The organism is Pseudomonas sp. OE 28.3 (assembly GCF_014268205.2).
GTDB classification, from domain to species: domain Bacteria; phylum Pseudomonadota; class Gammaproteobacteria; order Pseudomonadales; family Pseudomonadaceae; genus Aquipseudomonas; species Aquipseudomonas edaphica.
This window is the reverse complement of sequence record NZ_CP077082.1, coordinates 2,512,351-2,528,023: the sequence shown is the minus strand read 5'-3', so window position 1 is coordinate 2,528,023 and position 15,673 is coordinate 2,512,351. Positions and strand designations below refer to the sequence as shown.

General features: G+C 58.2%; 17 protein-coding genes, 1 tRNA gene and 1 pseudogene. 15 read left to right on the top strand and 4 right to left on the bottom strand.

All coding sequences use genetic code 11. The features are described 5' to 3' along the window. Positions 1-4 precede the first annotated feature (4 nt). The 14 genes from HU759_RS11570 to HU759_RS11505 all read left to right on the top strand — a co-directional run bounded on the left by HU759_RS11570 (position 5) and on the right by HU759_RS11505 (position 12,806). The gene (locus HU759_RS11570) at positions 5-967 is read left to right on the top strand and encodes a sugar ABC transporter permease (RefSeq protein WP_099547696.1); all 963 of its coding nucleotides are present in this window, start codon (positions 5-7) and stop codon (positions 965-967) included. Further along, a complete protein-coding gene (locus HU759_RS11565; RefSeq protein ID WP_017139038.1) occupies positions 964-1,806 on the top strand; it encodes a carbohydrate ABC transporter permease in 843 nt (280 codons plus the stop codon). Before HU759_RS11570 ends, HU759_RS11565 begins: the two co-directional genes overlap by 4 nt. 27 nt (positions 1,807-1,833) lie before the next feature. Then, positions 1,834-2,979: a sn-glycerol-3-phosphate ABC transporter ATP-binding protein UgpC gene (ugpC, locus tag HU759_RS11560; protein WP_099547695.1), complete on the top strand. Its 1,146-nt coding sequence runs from the start codon at positions 1,834-1,836 to the stop codon at positions 2,977-2,979. Continuing rightward, the gene (locus tag HU759_RS11555; RefSeq protein WP_186617386.1) at positions 2,976-4,478 is read left to right on the top strand and encodes a sucrose-6-phosphate hydrolase; all 1,503 of its coding nucleotides are present in this window, start codon (positions 2,976-2,978) and stop codon (positions 4,476-4,478) included. Before ugpC ends, HU759_RS11555 begins: the two co-directional genes overlap by 4 nt. 82 nt (positions 4,479-4,560) lie before the next feature. Then, complete coding sequence (locus HU759_RS11550) at positions 4,561-5,553, top strand: LacI family DNA-binding transcriptional regulator (RefSeq protein ID WP_017139035.1); 993 nt, start codon at positions 4,561-4,563, stop codon at positions 5,551-5,553. A gap of 209 nt (positions 5,554-5,762) precedes the next feature. Beyond that, the gene (locus tag HU759_RS11545) at positions 5,763-6,464 is read left to right on the top strand and encodes an autoinducer binding domain-containing protein (protein WP_032865893.1); all 702 of its coding nucleotides are present in this window, start codon (positions 5,763-5,765) and stop codon (positions 6,462-6,464) included. 159 nt (positions 6,465-6,623) lie between these two features. Continuing rightward, entirely contained in the window at positions 6,624-7,199 is a 576-nt protein-coding gene (locus HU759_RS11540) for an acyl-homoserine-lactone synthase (protein ID WP_017139033.1), read from the top strand. A 139-nt stretch (positions 7,200-7,338) separates the two neighbouring features. After that, positions 7,339-7,932 carry an NAD(P)H-dependent oxidoreductase gene (locus tag HU759_RS11535; protein WP_017139032.1) on the top strand — a complete coding sequence of 198 codons (594 nt, stop codon included), beginning with the start codon at positions 7,339-7,341 and terminating at the stop codon, positions 7,930-7,932. Positions 7,933-7,945: 13 nt separating this feature from the next. Next, a complete protein-coding gene (locus HU759_RS11530; protein WP_099547692.1) occupies positions 7,946-8,476 on the top strand; it encodes a DUF2867 domain-containing protein in 531 nt (176 codons plus the stop codon). After that, entirely contained in the window at positions 8,473-9,678 is a 1,206-nt protein-coding gene (locus HU759_RS11525) for an AfsA-related hotdog domain-containing protein (protein ID WP_186617384.1), read from the top strand. The genes HU759_RS11530 and HU759_RS11525 overlap by 4 nt, the downstream gene beginning before the upstream one ends. Positions 9,679-9,691: 13 nt before the next feature. After that, positions 9,692-10,840: a hypothetical protein gene (locus tag HU759_RS11520; protein WP_017139029.1), complete on the top strand. Its 1,149-nt coding sequence runs from the start codon at positions 9,692-9,694 to the stop codon at positions 10,838-10,840. Between the two features lies 1 nt (position 10,841). Next, on the top strand, positions 10,842-11,612 hold the full coding sequence (locus HU759_RS11515) for an SDR family NAD(P)-dependent oxidoreductase (protein WP_186617382.1): 771 nt from the start codon (positions 10,842-10,844) through the stop codon (positions 11,610-11,612). An 8-nt stretch (positions 11,613-11,620) separates the two neighbouring features. Then, the gene (locus HU759_RS11510) at positions 11,621-12,388 is read left to right on the top strand and encodes an SDR family oxidoreductase (RefSeq protein ID WP_170038699.1); all 768 of its coding nucleotides are present in this window, start codon (positions 11,621-11,623) and stop codon (positions 12,386-12,388) included. Beyond that, complete coding sequence (locus tag HU759_RS11505) at positions 12,369-12,806, top strand: hypothetical protein (RefSeq protein WP_017139026.1); 438 nt, start codon at positions 12,369-12,371, stop codon at positions 12,804-12,806. The genes HU759_RS11510 and HU759_RS11505 overlap by 20 nt, the downstream gene beginning before the upstream one ends. Before the next feature lie 30 nt (positions 12,807-12,836). Here the strand turns inward: HU759_RS11505 and HU759_RS11500 are convergent, their stop codons facing one another. Then, entirely contained in the window at positions 12,837-13,751 is a 915-nt protein-coding gene (locus HU759_RS11500; RefSeq protein WP_186617380.1) for a LysR family transcriptional regulator, read from the bottom strand. A 141-nt stretch (positions 13,752-13,892) separates the two neighbouring features. On the opposite strand from HU759_RS11500, the gene HU759_RS11495 reads away from it, so the two are divergent. After that, on the top strand, positions 13,893-14,288 hold the full coding sequence (locus tag HU759_RS11495; protein WP_017139024.1) for a RidA family protein: 396 nt from the start codon (positions 13,893-13,895) through the stop codon (positions 14,286-14,288). Between the two features lie 266 nt (positions 14,289-14,554). Here HU759_RS11495 and HU759_RS29830 read toward each other — a convergent pair. From HU759_RS29830 to pgsA, 3 genes and pseudogenes are all read right to left on the bottom strand, one after another. Next, positions 14,555-14,779 (bottom strand): annotated as a pseudogene (locus HU759_RS29830) (integrase); the annotation flags it as partial. A 176-nt stretch (positions 14,780-14,955) separates the two neighbouring features. Then, positions 14,956-15,031 (bottom strand) — tRNA-Gly (locus HU759_RS11485). Between the two features lie 63 nt (positions 15,032-15,094). After that, positions 15,095-15,655 carry a CDP-diacylglycerol--glycerol-3-phosphate 3-phosphatidyltransferase gene (gene pgsA / locus HU759_RS11480; protein ID WP_099547687.1) on the bottom strand — a complete coding sequence of 187 codons (561 nt, stop codon included), beginning with the start codon at positions 15,653-15,655 and terminating at the stop codon, positions 15,095-15,097. Between the last annotated feature and the right edge of the window lie 18 nt (positions 15,656-15,673).

The window sequence follows — 15,673 nt, the reverse complement described above, 5'->3', positions numbered from 1 at the left end:
CACCATGCCTGCCTCTATTACCCATGCCTGCCCTGATGAGCGCCTGCTCATCAGGGAAACCCCCATAGAGCGTCGCCGAATACGCGCTGCCTGGCTGTTTCTGACACCGATGTTGCTGTGTCTGGCCCTGGTGGCCGCCTGGCCGCTGCTACGGACATTCTGGTTCAGCCTGACCGACGCCGACCTGGCGGACACCGGTGGCGGATCCTTCGTGGGCTTGAGCAATTATCTGTCCCGCGACGGCGCCAACTGGTCGGGCATCCTGGTTGATCCACAATGGTGGAACGCCGTGCGCAACACGTTGCATTTCACCGTGGTGTCGGTGGGACTGGAAGTCGTCCTGGGGCTGCTGGTGGCGTTGCTGCTGAACACCAAGTTCACCGGCCGCTCCCTGGTGCGTGCGCTGATTCTGATTCCGTGGGCAATTCCTACCATTGTCTCGGCGAAGATCTGGTCATGGATGCTCAACGACCAGTTCGGCATCATCAATCACATGATGCTGAGCGTCGGCCTGATTGATGCTCCCCTGGCCTGGACAGCAGATGCGGATCTGTCGATGTGGGCGGTCATCATCGTCGACGTCTGGAAGACGGTGCCTTTTGTCACGCTACTGATGCTGGCTGCCTTGCAGATGTTGCCGAGCGATTGTTACGAAGCCGCCAAGGTCGATGGTATTCATCCGCTGAAAGTGTTCTGGCGCGTTACGCTTCCACTGTTGATGCCAGCCTTGTTGGTGGCCGCGATCTTCCGCATCCTCGATTCCCTGCGGGTATTCGACGTCATCTATGTGCTGACCTCAAACTCTTCCAGCACCATGAGCATGTCGGTCTATGCCCGCCAACACTTGGTGGAGTTCCAGGATGTTGGCTATGGCAGCGCGGCCTCGACTCTGCTGTTTCTGGTCGTTGCGGTAATCGCCATGCTTTACCTCTACCTCGGACGCCGTCAAATGGAGGTTCGAGCATGAGCCTGCGCTTACTCAAAAAAGCGCTGTTGCGCTTCGGGTTCTGGTGCCTGATCGGGGTTTTGTTGCTGTATGCGGTCTTCCCTTTCTATTACGCCATCGTGACGTCACTAAAGCCGTCCAGCGCTTTGTTCGAGGTCAGTTACTGGGTCGACAATCCCGACTTTTCCAACTATGCGACGGTACTCCACCAAGCCTCATTCCTGCGGGCTATCGGTAACTCGCTGACGGTCGCGCTTTGCGTGGTGACGCTGGCGCTGTTCCTCAGTGTGACTGCCGCCTATGCCTTGGGAAGAGTGAAATTCCGTGGGCGTGGCACGGTATTGATGATGGTGCTGGGCGTGTCGATGTTTCCCCAGGTCGCGGTACTGTCGGGGCTGTTCGAAGTGATCCGCGCTCTGGGCCTGTACAACACGTCTTGGGCGTTGATCCTGAGCTACACCATTTTCACCCTGCCCTTCACCGTCTGGGTGCTGACCACGTTCATGGGTCAACTCCCACATGAACTGGAAGAAGCGGCAATCATGGATGGCGCTTCGCCCTGGGTCACGCTTACCCGGGTGCTGTTGCCACTGCTATGGCCCGCACTGGTCACCACCGGTTTGTTGGCCTTTATCGCCGCGTGGAACGAGTTCCTGTTCGCCTTGACCTTCACCCTTACAGACTCACAACGCACGGTGCCTGTTGCCATCGCCTTGATTTCCGGCGGGAGCCCCCATGAGCTGCCTTGGGGGCTGTTGATGGCCGCATCGGTACTGGTCACCGTCCCACTGGTGGTCCTGGTGCTGATCTTCCAGCGTCGAATCGTTTCCGGCCTCACTGCCGGCGCGCTAAAGGGTTGATGCCCAACAACTACAAGGAACAGCATCGTGATCAAATTGAAGCTAGATAATGTGAACAAACAATTGGGCGGCGCACGGATTCTTCGCGACGTCAGCCTGGAGATTGCTGCGGGTGAATTCGTGGTCTTCGTTGGCCCTTCGGGTTGCGGAAAGTCGACCCTGCTGCGACTGATCGCCGGGCTGGATTCCATCTGCGGCGGCGACTTGTTGATCGACGGGCGAAGGGTCAACGACCTGGAACCGCGCGAGCGTGGCGTCGGCATGGTGTTTCAGTCTTATGCGCTGTACCCGCATATGAGCGTCTACGACAACATCAGCTTTGGTCTCAAACTGGCCAAGACTGAAAAGACCAGTCTGCGCGAGCGCGTGCTGAAAACTGCGCAAATCCTGCAGTTGGACAAACTGCTGCAACGCAAGCCAAAGGAACTGTCTGGCGGGCAGCGTCAGCGTGTGGCGATGGGTAGGGCCATGGCGCGCGAACCGGACATTTTGTTGTTCGATGAGCCGCTCTCCAATCTGGATGCATCCTTGCGGGTGCAGATGCGCAACGAAATCGCCCGGCTGCATGATCGACTTGGCTCGACAATGGTCTACGTCACCCACGATCAGGTGGAGGCGATGACCCTGGCGGATAAAATTGTTGTGCTCAACGGCGGTCGCGTAGAGCAGGTCGGCTCACCGCGTGAACTCTATGAGCGTCCAGCAAGCCGCTTTGTCGCCGGTTTCCTCGGCTCGCCCAAAATGAATTTTCTGGCGGCACGCCTGCAGGCCCCGGGAGCCACCAGCCTGGTCGACGCCCCCGTGTTGGGCATGACCACCCTGCCCTTCGAGAGCGCCGACCTGGCGGCGGGTACGCTGCTGACCCTGGGGGTTCGCCCCGAGCACATTTCGCTCAAAGCGGCAGAGGCAGACGCCGGAATCGTCGTGACCGGGGTCGAATACCTTGGCAGCGAAACGTATGTGCACCTCGAAACAGGTCAGGACGAGCCACTGATCTGTCGTTGTGAGGTCAGCGCCGGCTGGCAGGCTGGCGATCGGGTCGAGCTGCAGCTGGACATCGGCAACCTGCACCTGTTCGGCGAGGACGGCACTGCCTTGAAGCGCCCCCCCCACACTGTTGAAAACCCGCGCAGTGATGTCTCCCTGCACGCAGTCCGAGTACAGGCCCTATGACCATGCCGTCAAATAACATCAGCGATCCAATGTCTTCCTGCCTCGACCTTGCGCAGCGTGCACTGACTGATGGCCTGTCTCGCGTCATCCAGGATTATCGACCCGATTATCATATCGCCCCCCCGGCAGGCTGGATGAACGACCCTAACGGGGTCGTGTACTTTCGTGGCGAATACCACGTGTTCTATCAACATTACCCCTTCGAAGCCAAATGGGGCCCTATGTATTGGGGGCACGCCAAGAGTACCGACCTGGTTCATTGGCAGCACCTGCCCATCGCGCTGGCACCTGGCGAAGACTTCGACCGTGACGGTTGTTTTTCCGGTAGTGCCGTGGTGTGTGGAGAGACCTTGGCCCTGATCTACACCGGCCACACCTGGCTGGGAGAAGTGGGGGATGAACGCTTGATCCGTCAAGTTCAGTGCCTGGCCACCAGCACTGACGGCATCCAGTTCGTCAAGCATGGCGCCGTCATCGAGACCCCACCGCAAGACACCATCATGCACTTTCGTGACCCCAAGGTATGGAAGGAAAATGGCTGCTGGTACCTCATTGTCGGCGCACGCCTGGGCGATACGCCGCTGCTGCCGTTGTACCGTTCCACCGATTTGCACGCCTGGGAGTTTCTCGACTATGTGGCAAGCGGCAGCGAGGGTGATGGCTATATGTGGGAATGCCCGGACCTGTTTCGGCTGAACGGACACGATGTACTGCTGTACTCCCCTCAAGGAATGCAGTCCGAAGGTTACGAACGGCTCAACAAGTACCAGACGGGTTACCGAGTGGGCCGACTCGACAACGAGTGGCACTTCACTGGCGGGCCTTTTATCGAGCTCGATAATGGCCACGACTTCTATGCCGCACAAACGCTATTGGCCCCCGATGGTCGTCGCCTCGTGTGGGCGTGGCTCGACATGTGGGAAAGCCCGATGCCAAGCCAGGCCCATCATTGGTGCGGCATGCTCGGTTTGCCACGCGAGCTTGAACTCAGCGCAGATCGCCTTTGCATGTTTCCGGCACGGGAGCTCACCGCTCTGCGCCAGGCAGCGTTGCCGAGTACGCCCTGGTGGGATGAGCCGGGAACCCGGGACGTGCCGCACGTGAATGGCGATAGGCTGGAAATCCATGTGCACCTGGATGTGCTCGACTGCACCGATGGGCACTTGGGGATCGCCTTGCGCTGTAGCGACGATGGCCATGAACAGACCCTGCTCTACTACGACGCGGTGTTGCAGCGCCTGGTACTTGACCGCAGCCACTCAGGCGCACAAGTCACCGGTCAGCGCAGCGTGGCGATAGACCCGACACAAGGCTTGCTGGCACTGCGTGTGTTCCTCGATCGCTCGTCCATTGAGGTGTTCGACGAAAACGGGCGTTTCAGCCTCAGCAGTCGCCTATACCCACAGCCCGGTAGTTTGGGTGTGAAGCTTGTTGCAAGCGGGAGTGGCGGACGTGTCTCGATTTCCAGGGCATGGTCTCTCGCCTCGGGATGGTTATGAGCAGCGTCATTGGAGTCGCGAGAAGCGCAAACCATGTGTCATGTGTCATGATTCGTCGTCAATCTGACCGGTTTCTCTTCGCATGACTTCAGTGAAAGACGTTGCACGGCTGGCCGGCGTGTCCCTGATGACGGTTTCCCGAGCGCTCAGCAATCCGGAAAAACTGAGCCCCGAAACCTATCAACGGGTGCGTCGTGCCATTGACGAACTGCAATTCGTACCGAGCATGTCGGCGCGAAAGATTCGCGGCGACAACCTCCAGAGTCGAACCATCGGTGTGTTCGCACTGGACACCGCTACAACACCGTTCGCCGTCGAGTTGCTGCTGTCCATCGAACAGACCGCGCAGCAAGCTGGCTGGAATGTCTTTATCCTCAATCTGCTAAGCAACCCGCCCAGCGACCAGAATATCGACCTGATGCTATCGCACCGTCCCGACGGGCTGATCTTCAGTGCCATGGGGTTACGCCAGGTGTGCATTCCTGAGCGCTTGAAGAGCAAACCCCTGGTACTCGCCAATTGCCTGGCCGATGACAGTCACCTGGTCAGTTATGTGCCAGACGACGAAATGGGACAGTATCGGGCGGTACACCACGCCCTGAGCCAGGGCTATAGGCGCCCTCTGTGTATCAATTTGCCCAAAAAGAGCCTGGCCTGGCACCTGCGACAAAAAGGCATGCAGCGCGCCTGTCAGGCATTCGGCCTGGCGCCTGACGCACTCCTGCAATACGACCTTTCTGATCATGACGCCTATGGTGAAACCGCAGCCATCCTCGACAGGCACATCATGGACGGTCGTCCCCAATTCGACATTCTGATCTGTGGCAACGACCGCATTGCCTTTTGTGCCTATCAGTTGTTGTTGGGCCGTGGCCTGAAAATTCCAGACGATGTCGCAGTACTCGGCTACGACAACATGATCGGTATCGCTGAACTGTTCATCCCACCGCTGACAACGGTACAACTGCCGTACTACGAGATCGGGCGCAGGGCCGCCCGGCACCTGATCGAAGCCCTCGACGTATCCGGAGCCCAGCCAGTTGATTGCCCATTGGTTGCCAGGACATCGCTATAAAGGATTTAGTTAATTCGGCGAAAGCCGCCCTCAGTTATCCAGCTACCGGTAGCACGACAGGGGCAGGCATTGCTGGCTCGGCGTGGTTGTGGCCGATCAGTCAACCCAGCCATGACAACACTGCCCTGCGTCATCAGTGCCTCCGAAAGTGATTTTCGGCGCAGATAGAACGTAACAAGGTCAATTCAAGGAGAATGACAGTGAAGTGGATGGATGATTTGCTAGACACGATCGACAATGCCCGAACCGAAGTTGAATTGTTGACCCGGATCGTAAGCACTGCAAAACATCTAGGGTTTGACTATTGCGCCTATGGGATCCGAATACCTATACCCGTCACCCGCCCCAAGGTCGTGATGAGCAACAACTTTCTGCCTTCGTGGCGACAACGCTATACCCAATGCGAATACATCGCCGTGGACCCGACGGTACAACACTGCACGAAATCGACGGTACCGATTGTCTGGGACGAGCAAATGACCCAGCAAAACCCGCAGATGTGGGAGGAAGCCCGCGCCGTCGGACTAGCCCACGGTTGGGCGCAATCCTGTCTGGACGGCCGCGGCAGCGGCGGCATGCTGACACTGGCGCGCCCCAATGACCCTATTACTACCCAAGAGCTTGCCGCCAATCAAAAATACATGCGTTTTTTGGTGCAGGTCGCCCATCAGGGTTTCTTGCGCGTGCTGACACCGCACTGGCAATTACCACAGGAAAAATCGCTGTCGCGGCGCGAATGTGAAGTCCTTAAGTGGGCAGCCGACGGCAAGACCGCCCACGAGATCGGTTTGATCCTCTCGCTATCGCGGGAAACCATCAAGTTTCACCTGCGCAATGCAGGCTCGAAACTGGGCGTCCATAACTGTACCGCTACCGTAGTGCGCGCCACTTCACTGGGCTTGCTCGTCTGACACACAACTCAGTTCCGCACCTCTGATGCGTTAAGGTCGCTGAGTGATAACAATAATAATGATACTCGCACCTTGGCGGCACACCTGCCCAAAAGAGCAGTACCTAAGCATTCGATTATTCTGCCGAATAGCCCCTCGATTATTTGCCGAGGGTTCCTCATGTATATGACCACGGGTACGCGCCTTACATTACCGATAGAACTGTGGCAGGCCCTGTTGCTCTATCGCTATCGCGTATTTGTCGAGAAGCTTGGATGGCATCTGGATTGTGCGATCGGTGAGGAACTGGATCAATTCGACCGCGACGACACGGTATACGTGATCGCCCATCAAGGCCCGCGCATCGTCGGCGTAGCGCGGCTGCTGCCCACGCACAAGCCCTATCTGCTGGGAGAGGTGTTCCCCCAGGTGATTGGCGGCCAGGCACTCCCTCATTCCGCAGACATCTGGGAAATCTCCCGTTTTGCCGCCGTCGACCTGCAACAACAGACCTTCACTGGCCATTCACTGTCATCGCCGAACGCCGTGGCGCTACTGCACGAAGTGCTCAAGGTCGCGGCTCGCCACGAGGTTCGCCAATTGATCACGGTCTCTCCGCCGGGGATTGCCCGATTGTTGCGCAAAGCGGGCTTCGACGCGCATTGCGAGGGCAAGCTGACCGTAATCGACGGGCATAAGATCATGGCCAACTGGATCAGGGTACCGCCCAGCCTTGTTGATCGAGCAGTGGCCTGAAGCACCACGAAAGGCCTGCCGCTGCCGGCAAGTTGGCCAAGCCGACTCCCCAAAAGGTTAGGTTACAACCTCAGGCACCTACTCTTAAATAGTGCTGCATCGGCATTCCAACCGACTCTATAAAGGACACGCGCCCTACATGAAAAACGTCATTGTCATTTCTGGCCATCCTGATCTCTCGGTTTCCCGCGTCAATACCGCGATCATGAGCAAGATCAGCCATCGTGGCGTCAAGGTCCATAGCCTGGCCAGCGCGGTCACGCCCACCGGGTTCGATATTCATGCAGAGCAAGCGTTGCTCGATGCCCATGACCGCATCGTGTTGTTGTTTCCGTTGTATTGGTATTCCTGCCCGGCAATCATGAAACAGTGGATCGATGAAGTGTTCACCCCCGGCTATGCCTACGCACGCGGCGGCGACAAGCTCAAGAACAAGGAGTTCATGATCATCACCACGGTGGGTGCACCATCCACAGGCTACCGCGCTGGCGGGTTCAACCGTTACACACTGGATGAATTGCTCAGGCCTTTGCAGCAGACGGTGGCGTATGTCAAAGGTATCTACCTGCCTGTTGTCGGGATTTACGAATCGGTATTCATCGATGACGAATCAATCGACGTCACCGCTCGGAATGTCGCCGAACAGGTCATTGAGGACCAGGCATCCGCCGACCAGCTCTACGAAAACATGCTGTTGCAGGCCGAGCAGGCGCAAATCGCCCTGCTGCAATAAGGCGTCATCAAGGATGAAGACGCCAAATGACCAGATCCCACCGTGCGCCAGCCTGGTGGCCGCGCACCATGAGCTGAATTTTCTGCATTCGGCCAGCGCGATCATCGACACCGAATCCACGGTATTCGAACTGTACTGCCAAATGACGGCCGCGACGCCCGCCTGGCTCAAAGGCGCGTTCAGGCTGCGCGACAGCATCTCCCAGCACTTTCACGTCGAGAGGATCGGCGGGTTCTCGGGCGTCACACCACAGTGCGTCCCGACGGTCGGCGAAAAGCTCGATTTCTTCACCATCGAGGCCATCAGCGCACAGAAGCTGGTACTGACCTCACGCGATACCCATCTGGCGGTCATGGTCTCGATCGATGCAACACTCGCGCAACCGCGTTGCCTGCATATCACCACCTCCGTCAAGACCTTCAACACGTTCGGCCGCCTGTACATGCTGCCGGTGGCGCCGGTGCATGGGCTCATCATCAAGCTTTTACTGTCCCACCTCCCCCTACATTCCCCAACTCGCTCACTTGGAGATCGCAACTCATGAACAGCGCAGACTCGATTGACCCTCATCTGTTGCACAAAGACACATCCAAGGATGTCCTGATCGCTCGACCAAGGCTGCTTCTGCCCAGTTTTCTCAGCACTCCGATCGGTGCCGAAATACTGGCTGGCAACGCGCAGGATCAGGCCCTGTTCAAGGCCCTGTACCGTGCGCATGATGGCCAGTATGTGCTGCGCTATCTGCCCTTGACCATCAGCGCGCAGCAGGCGAGCACACTCTCCACCTTCGAGATCCGCCTGACTGACTTCTATACCGAGTGCGGCGACCACTTCATCCTCACGGCTGAATTCATCCCCCAGCAGGCCCAACGCTACCTGGCCCAGCATTTTCAGGGCGGTGATGCCGAAATACCGGCCGACCAGGTATTACGCATGATCGAATGCCTTGAAGCGCTCGCGCAGTGGGATAAGGCCAGGCAGGGGTCTTATCTGTTGATCAACGACACCAAGAATTACTACTTCTACAACAAGCAGCACGAACATGTACCAGGCCTGATGTTGATCGAAGTGGCCAGGCAAGCCATGTACCACTACGTCTACAACTACTTGGGACACCAACGCGGCGCAGTTTCCATTTCTATCGAAGACTTGCGCATTTCCTTCAATGCCTACACCGAATCGGCCTATGAAGTCGAAGTCGTGGTGCAGCAGGCCCAGGGCCTCAAGCGATCACAACCCAAGTCCATCGACAAGTGCGCGAACTTCTATCAGAACGGTCGGCTGGTGTCGCGTCTTTGGCTACAAGGCGCAGTGATCAAGTTACCGCTGTTCAAACGCATGCGCTCGTTGAACTACCCTCAGGATCATTGGTTTGCCCCTTCTGATCGCTTGCCCAAGAACATCCTCGTGCATCACGCCGATAGCGTGTTGCAAGCCAGGCTGAGCCTGCTCTCGGTACTGGGAGTGCTGGTGACTCATCAAGCCGGGGCCATCGATTGGAGCACGGTCAGTACCGTATCGCTCTACATCGAAGGGGGTGGTTTCCTCAGTCTGCCAGTTGCTTCGAGCTGCTCCACCAGCGAGTCCGACCAGCGAGTGCTGGTGTTCGGCAAGCTGTCCAAGAACCAGGCCAGCGAACTGCGTGAAACGATCAAGTGCCACTGCTTCTTTGCCGGGCAGATGCAATGGGCCGCTGCCGCTGCCCCTTCACCTGCCTCTCTCGCCCACGAGCAAATCGTGGCATGAGGATCGTGCGCCCATGAGCTATGAGATATCACAACGCCCACTGGTGATCGGCCAGAGCGTTTCGCTGAAAAACCGCTTGTATTTCGCCCCGATGGGCATCGACCTGGCCACCTCGGACGGTTCGCTGTCCGAGGAAATGCTCACCTTCTATAAACATGTGATCGACGGTGGCTGCGCCATGGTGGTGCTGGGCAACTCCTCCATAGCGCCCTCCACGCGCCTGCATGCGCGTGGCCTGTGCCTGCACAGCGATGCCAACCTGGAAAAGCTCGTGCCGCTGGTGGAGTACGGTCGCCAGCGGGACTGCCCAGTGGTGGTGCAACTTCAGCATTACGGAGCCCAAGGCGGCACGCAGATCAGCGGCCAACCGCTGCTTTGCCCGAGCCGCAGTGCGTTATCCGCCAGCAGCGGCGCCGATCTATTGGTAGAGATGAGTGTCGAGGACATCGACGCTGTCTGCGATCAGTTTGCCCAAGCGGCTCTGCGTGCCAGGCAGGCCGGTGCCAGGATGGTCCAGCTTCAGGCATCCAACGGCTATCTGCTGAGCAGTTTTCTGTCGCCCTGGACCAACCATCGCCGTGACGCCTATGGCGCAAGCCCCATCAAGCGAGCGCGGTTCCTGCTGGAAGTCATCGACCGCATTCATAGGGTTACCGCTGGAGACCTGGAGGTTTCCGTGCGCCTGGGCATCGATGATTGTCTGGGCGCCAGAGGGCAGCAACCGGAACTGCTCGAGGACGTGGTGGCAGCCCTGGCGGACGCGGGGACGTCGGCAATCATGTGCTCGATCACCATCAAGGAAACCTTCCGCTACATGCTTACTGCCCATCCGACAATTCAGCGACAGTTCGTCGAAGGGGTACGCCTGATCAAGTCGTTCACCTCGCTCCCGGTCGGCTATGCCGGTTTCATTGGCTCCCTGCAGGAGGCAGAAGATCAACTGCGGCTTGGTCACTGCGACCTGATCGGCATGAGCCGGGCCCTTTTTGCCGATAACGACCTGATCAGCAAGTCGCTCGCCGGCCACGAGGATCAGGTCCAGCAATGCCGGTTTGACGGTAACTGCTTTCGGGACAAGAGCAATCCGCAACTCGATCGGGTGTATTGCTGTGTAAATGAGCATTACAAGCGTCCTGCTCACATCCATTACGGGAATCAATAACATGGAATTTAAAGACAAGAACATCGTCATTACCGGCGGTGCAAGCGGCATCGGCCTGGCGGTGGCAAAGCAACTGGCCGAAGCAGGCGCACGGCTGTTCCTGATGAGCAGGAACCAGCAAAAGGCTGACGCCGCTCTGGAGATACTGGGTGCTTCGGCGCAGTTCATCTTTTGCGATGTGGCGTCGCAAACGTCAGTAGCCGAGGCATTCGCGACGGTGGCTGGCGAGGTTGATCGGTTGCACTACGCAATCAACAACGCAGGCATTACCGCCCCCTACGCGCCGATCGCAACAATCCAACCGCAGGACTGGAACAGGGTCATCCACACCAACCTGAACGGCCCCCTTTACTGCCTGCAAAAAGAACTGGCATTGATCAGCCAGTACCCCAATGGAGCGATCGTCAACGTGTCCTCGTGCGCTGGCGTGATGCCCATGGCCAATCAGGCGGCCTATGTCGCCAGCAAGACAGCGCTCATTGCCTTGACGCAGGTCGCCGCCATGGAAAACGCCTGCGACAGCGAATCCCGCTTTGCCGTGCGCGTCAACGCCGTAGCGCCCGGGCCGACACTGGGAGGTATGAACTCTCCGGAACGGCTGGCTGCCCACCCGGAAAACACCCAGCGCAAGCTTGACGTGACGGCCATGAAGCGCTTTGCCCAGCCAGAGGAAATCGCCGATGCGATCGTGTTTTTGCTGAGCAAGAGATCCAGCTACATCACCGGCACGGTGCTCAGCGCCGATGGCGGCTATCACATCGGCAAATTCTAGGGGCAATCATGGCTAGCATATTGATCACCGGTGTAAGCACCGGTATCGGCAACGCTTTGGCGCGCTATCACCTGGCCAGGGGCGACGAAGTGCTCGCGGTGTCACGAAGCCCTGCGGCCAATATCCCGCCACAGGAGCGCTTCCACTTCCTGCGGTGCGATTTGACCGATATCGAGCGCGCGCCGGCAATCTTGCAGGCGTTGCTATCGCGCACCCCTACCCCGGTAGAGACCGTCTACCTGAATGCGGGAAGGTTCGGCAGCGCGCCCCAACTGGCCACGCAGACCTCGATGCAGGAGTTCAATAGCGTCTTGGCGCTCAACCTGGGCGCCGTGAAAATGGTCCTGGACATTATGCTGAGTGCGACGCAGCCCCCCAGTACCGTGGTCTTCTCATCATCGATTTCGGCACTGCGCCAACGTGCAGGGATGCTCTCATATTCGGTATCCAAGGCAGCGTTGAACGCCCTGGCAAAAATCTATCAATTGGAAAACCCACACAGCTTCTTTGCCGTTCTGGGGCTCTGCAACGTCCAAACAACGGTGGCACGAACCATCATGGCGGCGGATGAGCGTTTCAGCGACCTTGTCGCGCTGCGACAACGAGCGGCAACTCCCGGCTACATCGTCGACGCCGAGTCCCGCGCTGGGCATATCGCCTACGTCTTGGCCGAGCGCCATCGTAATGGACTGAAATCGGGAGAGTTCCAAGAAATTCGTGACTTGTTGAACCAGCCACTCCAGGAGGAGACTCGCAATGACCCAATCCACACATGAGAAAATCGTACGCGTCGGCGCTGCATACGACGTTCTTGCAATGGCTCCATTCGCCTTGCCGGTGGTGTCCATCTGGGCCTATTCACTGATCCAATGGCTCGATCATCAACTGGGCTTCGACAGCCCCTTCTCGACGCTCGACCCCACGGCCATGTTCCTGCTCAACATCGGTGCGTGGGCATATCTCGTGTGGGGCTTTGTGCGTTGGCGAGCCCCCACACGCGAACACGCCCGTCTTAGCGCCTTGCTACGCGTGATCGTAGTGGTATTGCAGGTAGTGGCCGTCAGCGGTGGCGCTTCGCCGTTCTTGCTGGTGCTGGGTGCCGTTCAACTGGTGCTGGCGGTACTGGAGTTTTCCCACGGATTGTTCGAGCGCAACGTCGCCAAACCCACCCAACAAGGGGCCCGCTCTTCCTGATCCTGCCGGGCCCCCATTGTGGGCCCTGTTTCACTTAACCACCGGCGCATGCTCGGCCATCAATTCTATTACCCAGTCGATAAATACCCGCACCTTGGCGCTGACGTGGCGATTCGGCGGGAATGCCAGATACATCGGCATTGGCGCCATGTGCCAGTCCTCAAACAGCGGCAGCAGCTCGCCGCTGACCAGGTGCGGTTTGGCCATGTACTGCGGTAGCCAAAGCATGCCCAGGCCAGCCAGGCCGGCGGCGAGGTACGCATTACCGTCGTCGACCGTCAGTTGCGGGCGACCCTGGGCCTCAATGCGTTCCTCACCCCGCTGCATCGCGTAGGGCAAGGATTTGCCGGTACGAAACCAGAGGAAGCCAACGGTACTGTGCCTGCCCTCCTCCATCTCACGAGGGTGCGCCGGCATACCGAAGCGCTGCAGATAGCCGGGCGCGGCATACATGCCGATGTTCAGATCGCCCACATGCCTTGCCACCAGGGACTGATCGGTGATCTCGCCGCCGCGCAACACGCAGTCGACGTTTTCGCCAATGATATCGACGATGCGATCGCTCGCGCCCACGGTCAGCTGGATTTCCGGGTAGCGTGCAAAGAACCCCGGCAAGGCGGGTATCAGCAGCATTCGCGCCAGCGGGCTGGGCACATCCACCCGCAGCCGCCCGCGCGGTGTCATCGACGCGCTGGACAGGCTGGTCTCGGCGTCGTCCATATCGACCAGTAGCCGGATGACGCGCTCGTAGTAGGCCGCGCCGTCGGCGGTGACGTTGACCTTGCGTGTGGTGCGGTTGAGCAAACGCACACGCAGCCTCGCTTCCAGTTGCTGAACGAGCTGCGTCACGGTGGTCTTGCTCATGTGCAGGGTGGCTGCCGCCTTGGTGAAGCTGCCGGTTTCCACCACTCGGGCAAAGGCCTGCATTGCATCGAAACGGTCCATTTCACGCCTCACTCGGATCTGGATAGTTTGGATTCTACAAACAGTCATGACCAGCGTTGCGCGTTTATTCAGGTCGCTCGTCTTTTTACACTGGCTCCATCGTAAACAGCGGGCCGCGATGGCCCCCGAAGGAGGTATGCAATGACCCGCAAACGTGATGTCGTTTTCCCGCCTGACCGCCATGCACTGTACGAGCTCCACCGCTACTCACCGGCGATTCGCTCCAACGGTTTTCTGTTCGTATCCGGTCAGGTCGGCAGCCGCAAGGATGGCTCGGCCGAGCCAGACCTCGCGGCACAGGTTCGCCTGGCCTTCGCCAACCTCAACGCGATCCTGGCCGAGGCCGGCAGTAGTTTCGAGGATGTGGTGGACACGACCATCTTCATGGTCGACCCCGACTCAACATTCGAAACAATCTGGGAAGTAGCGGCCGAGTACTGGGGCGAAGCTCCCTACCCGACGGCGACCGCTATCGGCGTGACCTGGTTGTCCGGCTTCGACTTCGAGATCAAGGTGATTGCCAAACTATCCCCATAAACTCAGCTCAGGCCTTCTCCGACCGACAAAGGGAACCCTCTTGTTTTTTCTGAAGTGACCCTCCACTCCCGGTCGGTTTATGCCTGATGTCATCGCCTGCTTCTGGCCAGGCTGTGTGAAAACACATGTTTATAACGATTCGGCCATGGGGGTATTTGTCTAGGTTTTGAGGCACCATATCGTCTCTAGGAAGCCAACAGCTCGACGCAGCTCGCAAACCAAATCAGGAAGAATGCTCCATCAGTAGATAGGGGTGTTCGTCACCGGGGATTGAGTTCCATACCTTCGACCTTTACCAGGGCATAGTGAAACAGCTGGTTGAACCAGGTTCGGCATTTTTCAGCCATGATGAAGGCTTTGCGTTGTTCGATGGTATTGAGAATGGCCAGCAGGTCATGGCGGGTGATGCTTTTGATAGGACGTTCAGCGAGGGTCGGCAAAATGTCTTTTTTGAAGACCCTGAGGATTTGCGAGAGGGTGGTTTGGCGACCTGAGGGGATCCAGCAACAATACGAATTCGAGTCTGTCGGTTAGACAGTACTTAAAACGATACTTAAACGTACCGGATTGCCCTGGATTCCAGTGGTTTTCCGCAGAAACGAAAAAAGACGCCTAAGCGTCTATTTCGTGGATCCCAGCGTACAGTGGACATCTGTGGATCAAATTTTGGAGCGGGAAACGAGACTCGAACTCGCGACCCCGACCTTGGCAAGGTCGTGCTCTACCAACTGAGCTATTCCCGCGTCTTGGTGGTGTGCATTCTATAGAATCCAGAACCCCCGTCAACCCCTTGATTCAAAAAAGTTTTATTTCTTTTCAACGGTGGTACGCAGATGCGGCCAGGCGGCGCGCAAATACTGAAGCATGGACCACAGGGTCAGGCCGGCGGCGATGAGCAGCAAGGCGTAACCGATAAGAACCCAAATCGAGAAGTCCGATGGGTTGGCCAGCAAAATCACCAGCGCAAGCATTTGCGCGGCGGTTTTCCATTTGCCCATGTTGGAGACGGCCACGTGGGCGCGGGCGCCGATTTCGGCCATCCACTCGCGCAGGGCCGAGACAACGATCTCGCGGCCGATGATCACGGCGGCCGGCAGGGTCAGCCACAGGTTGCCATGTTCCTGCACCAGCAGGACCAGGGCGACGGCGACCATGAGTTTGTCGGCCACAGGGTCAAGGAACGCGCCGAATGGCGTGCTCTGCTCCAGGCGGCGCGCCAGGTAGCCGTCGAGCCAGTCGGTTGCGGCAGCGAAGGCAAACACCGAACTGGAGGCGGCGTAGCTCCATTCGTAGGGCAAATAGAACAACAAAATGAAAATCGGGATAAGCAGGACGCGTAGAACGGTGATCAGATTAGGGATATTCATCGGCACAACTGGCTACGA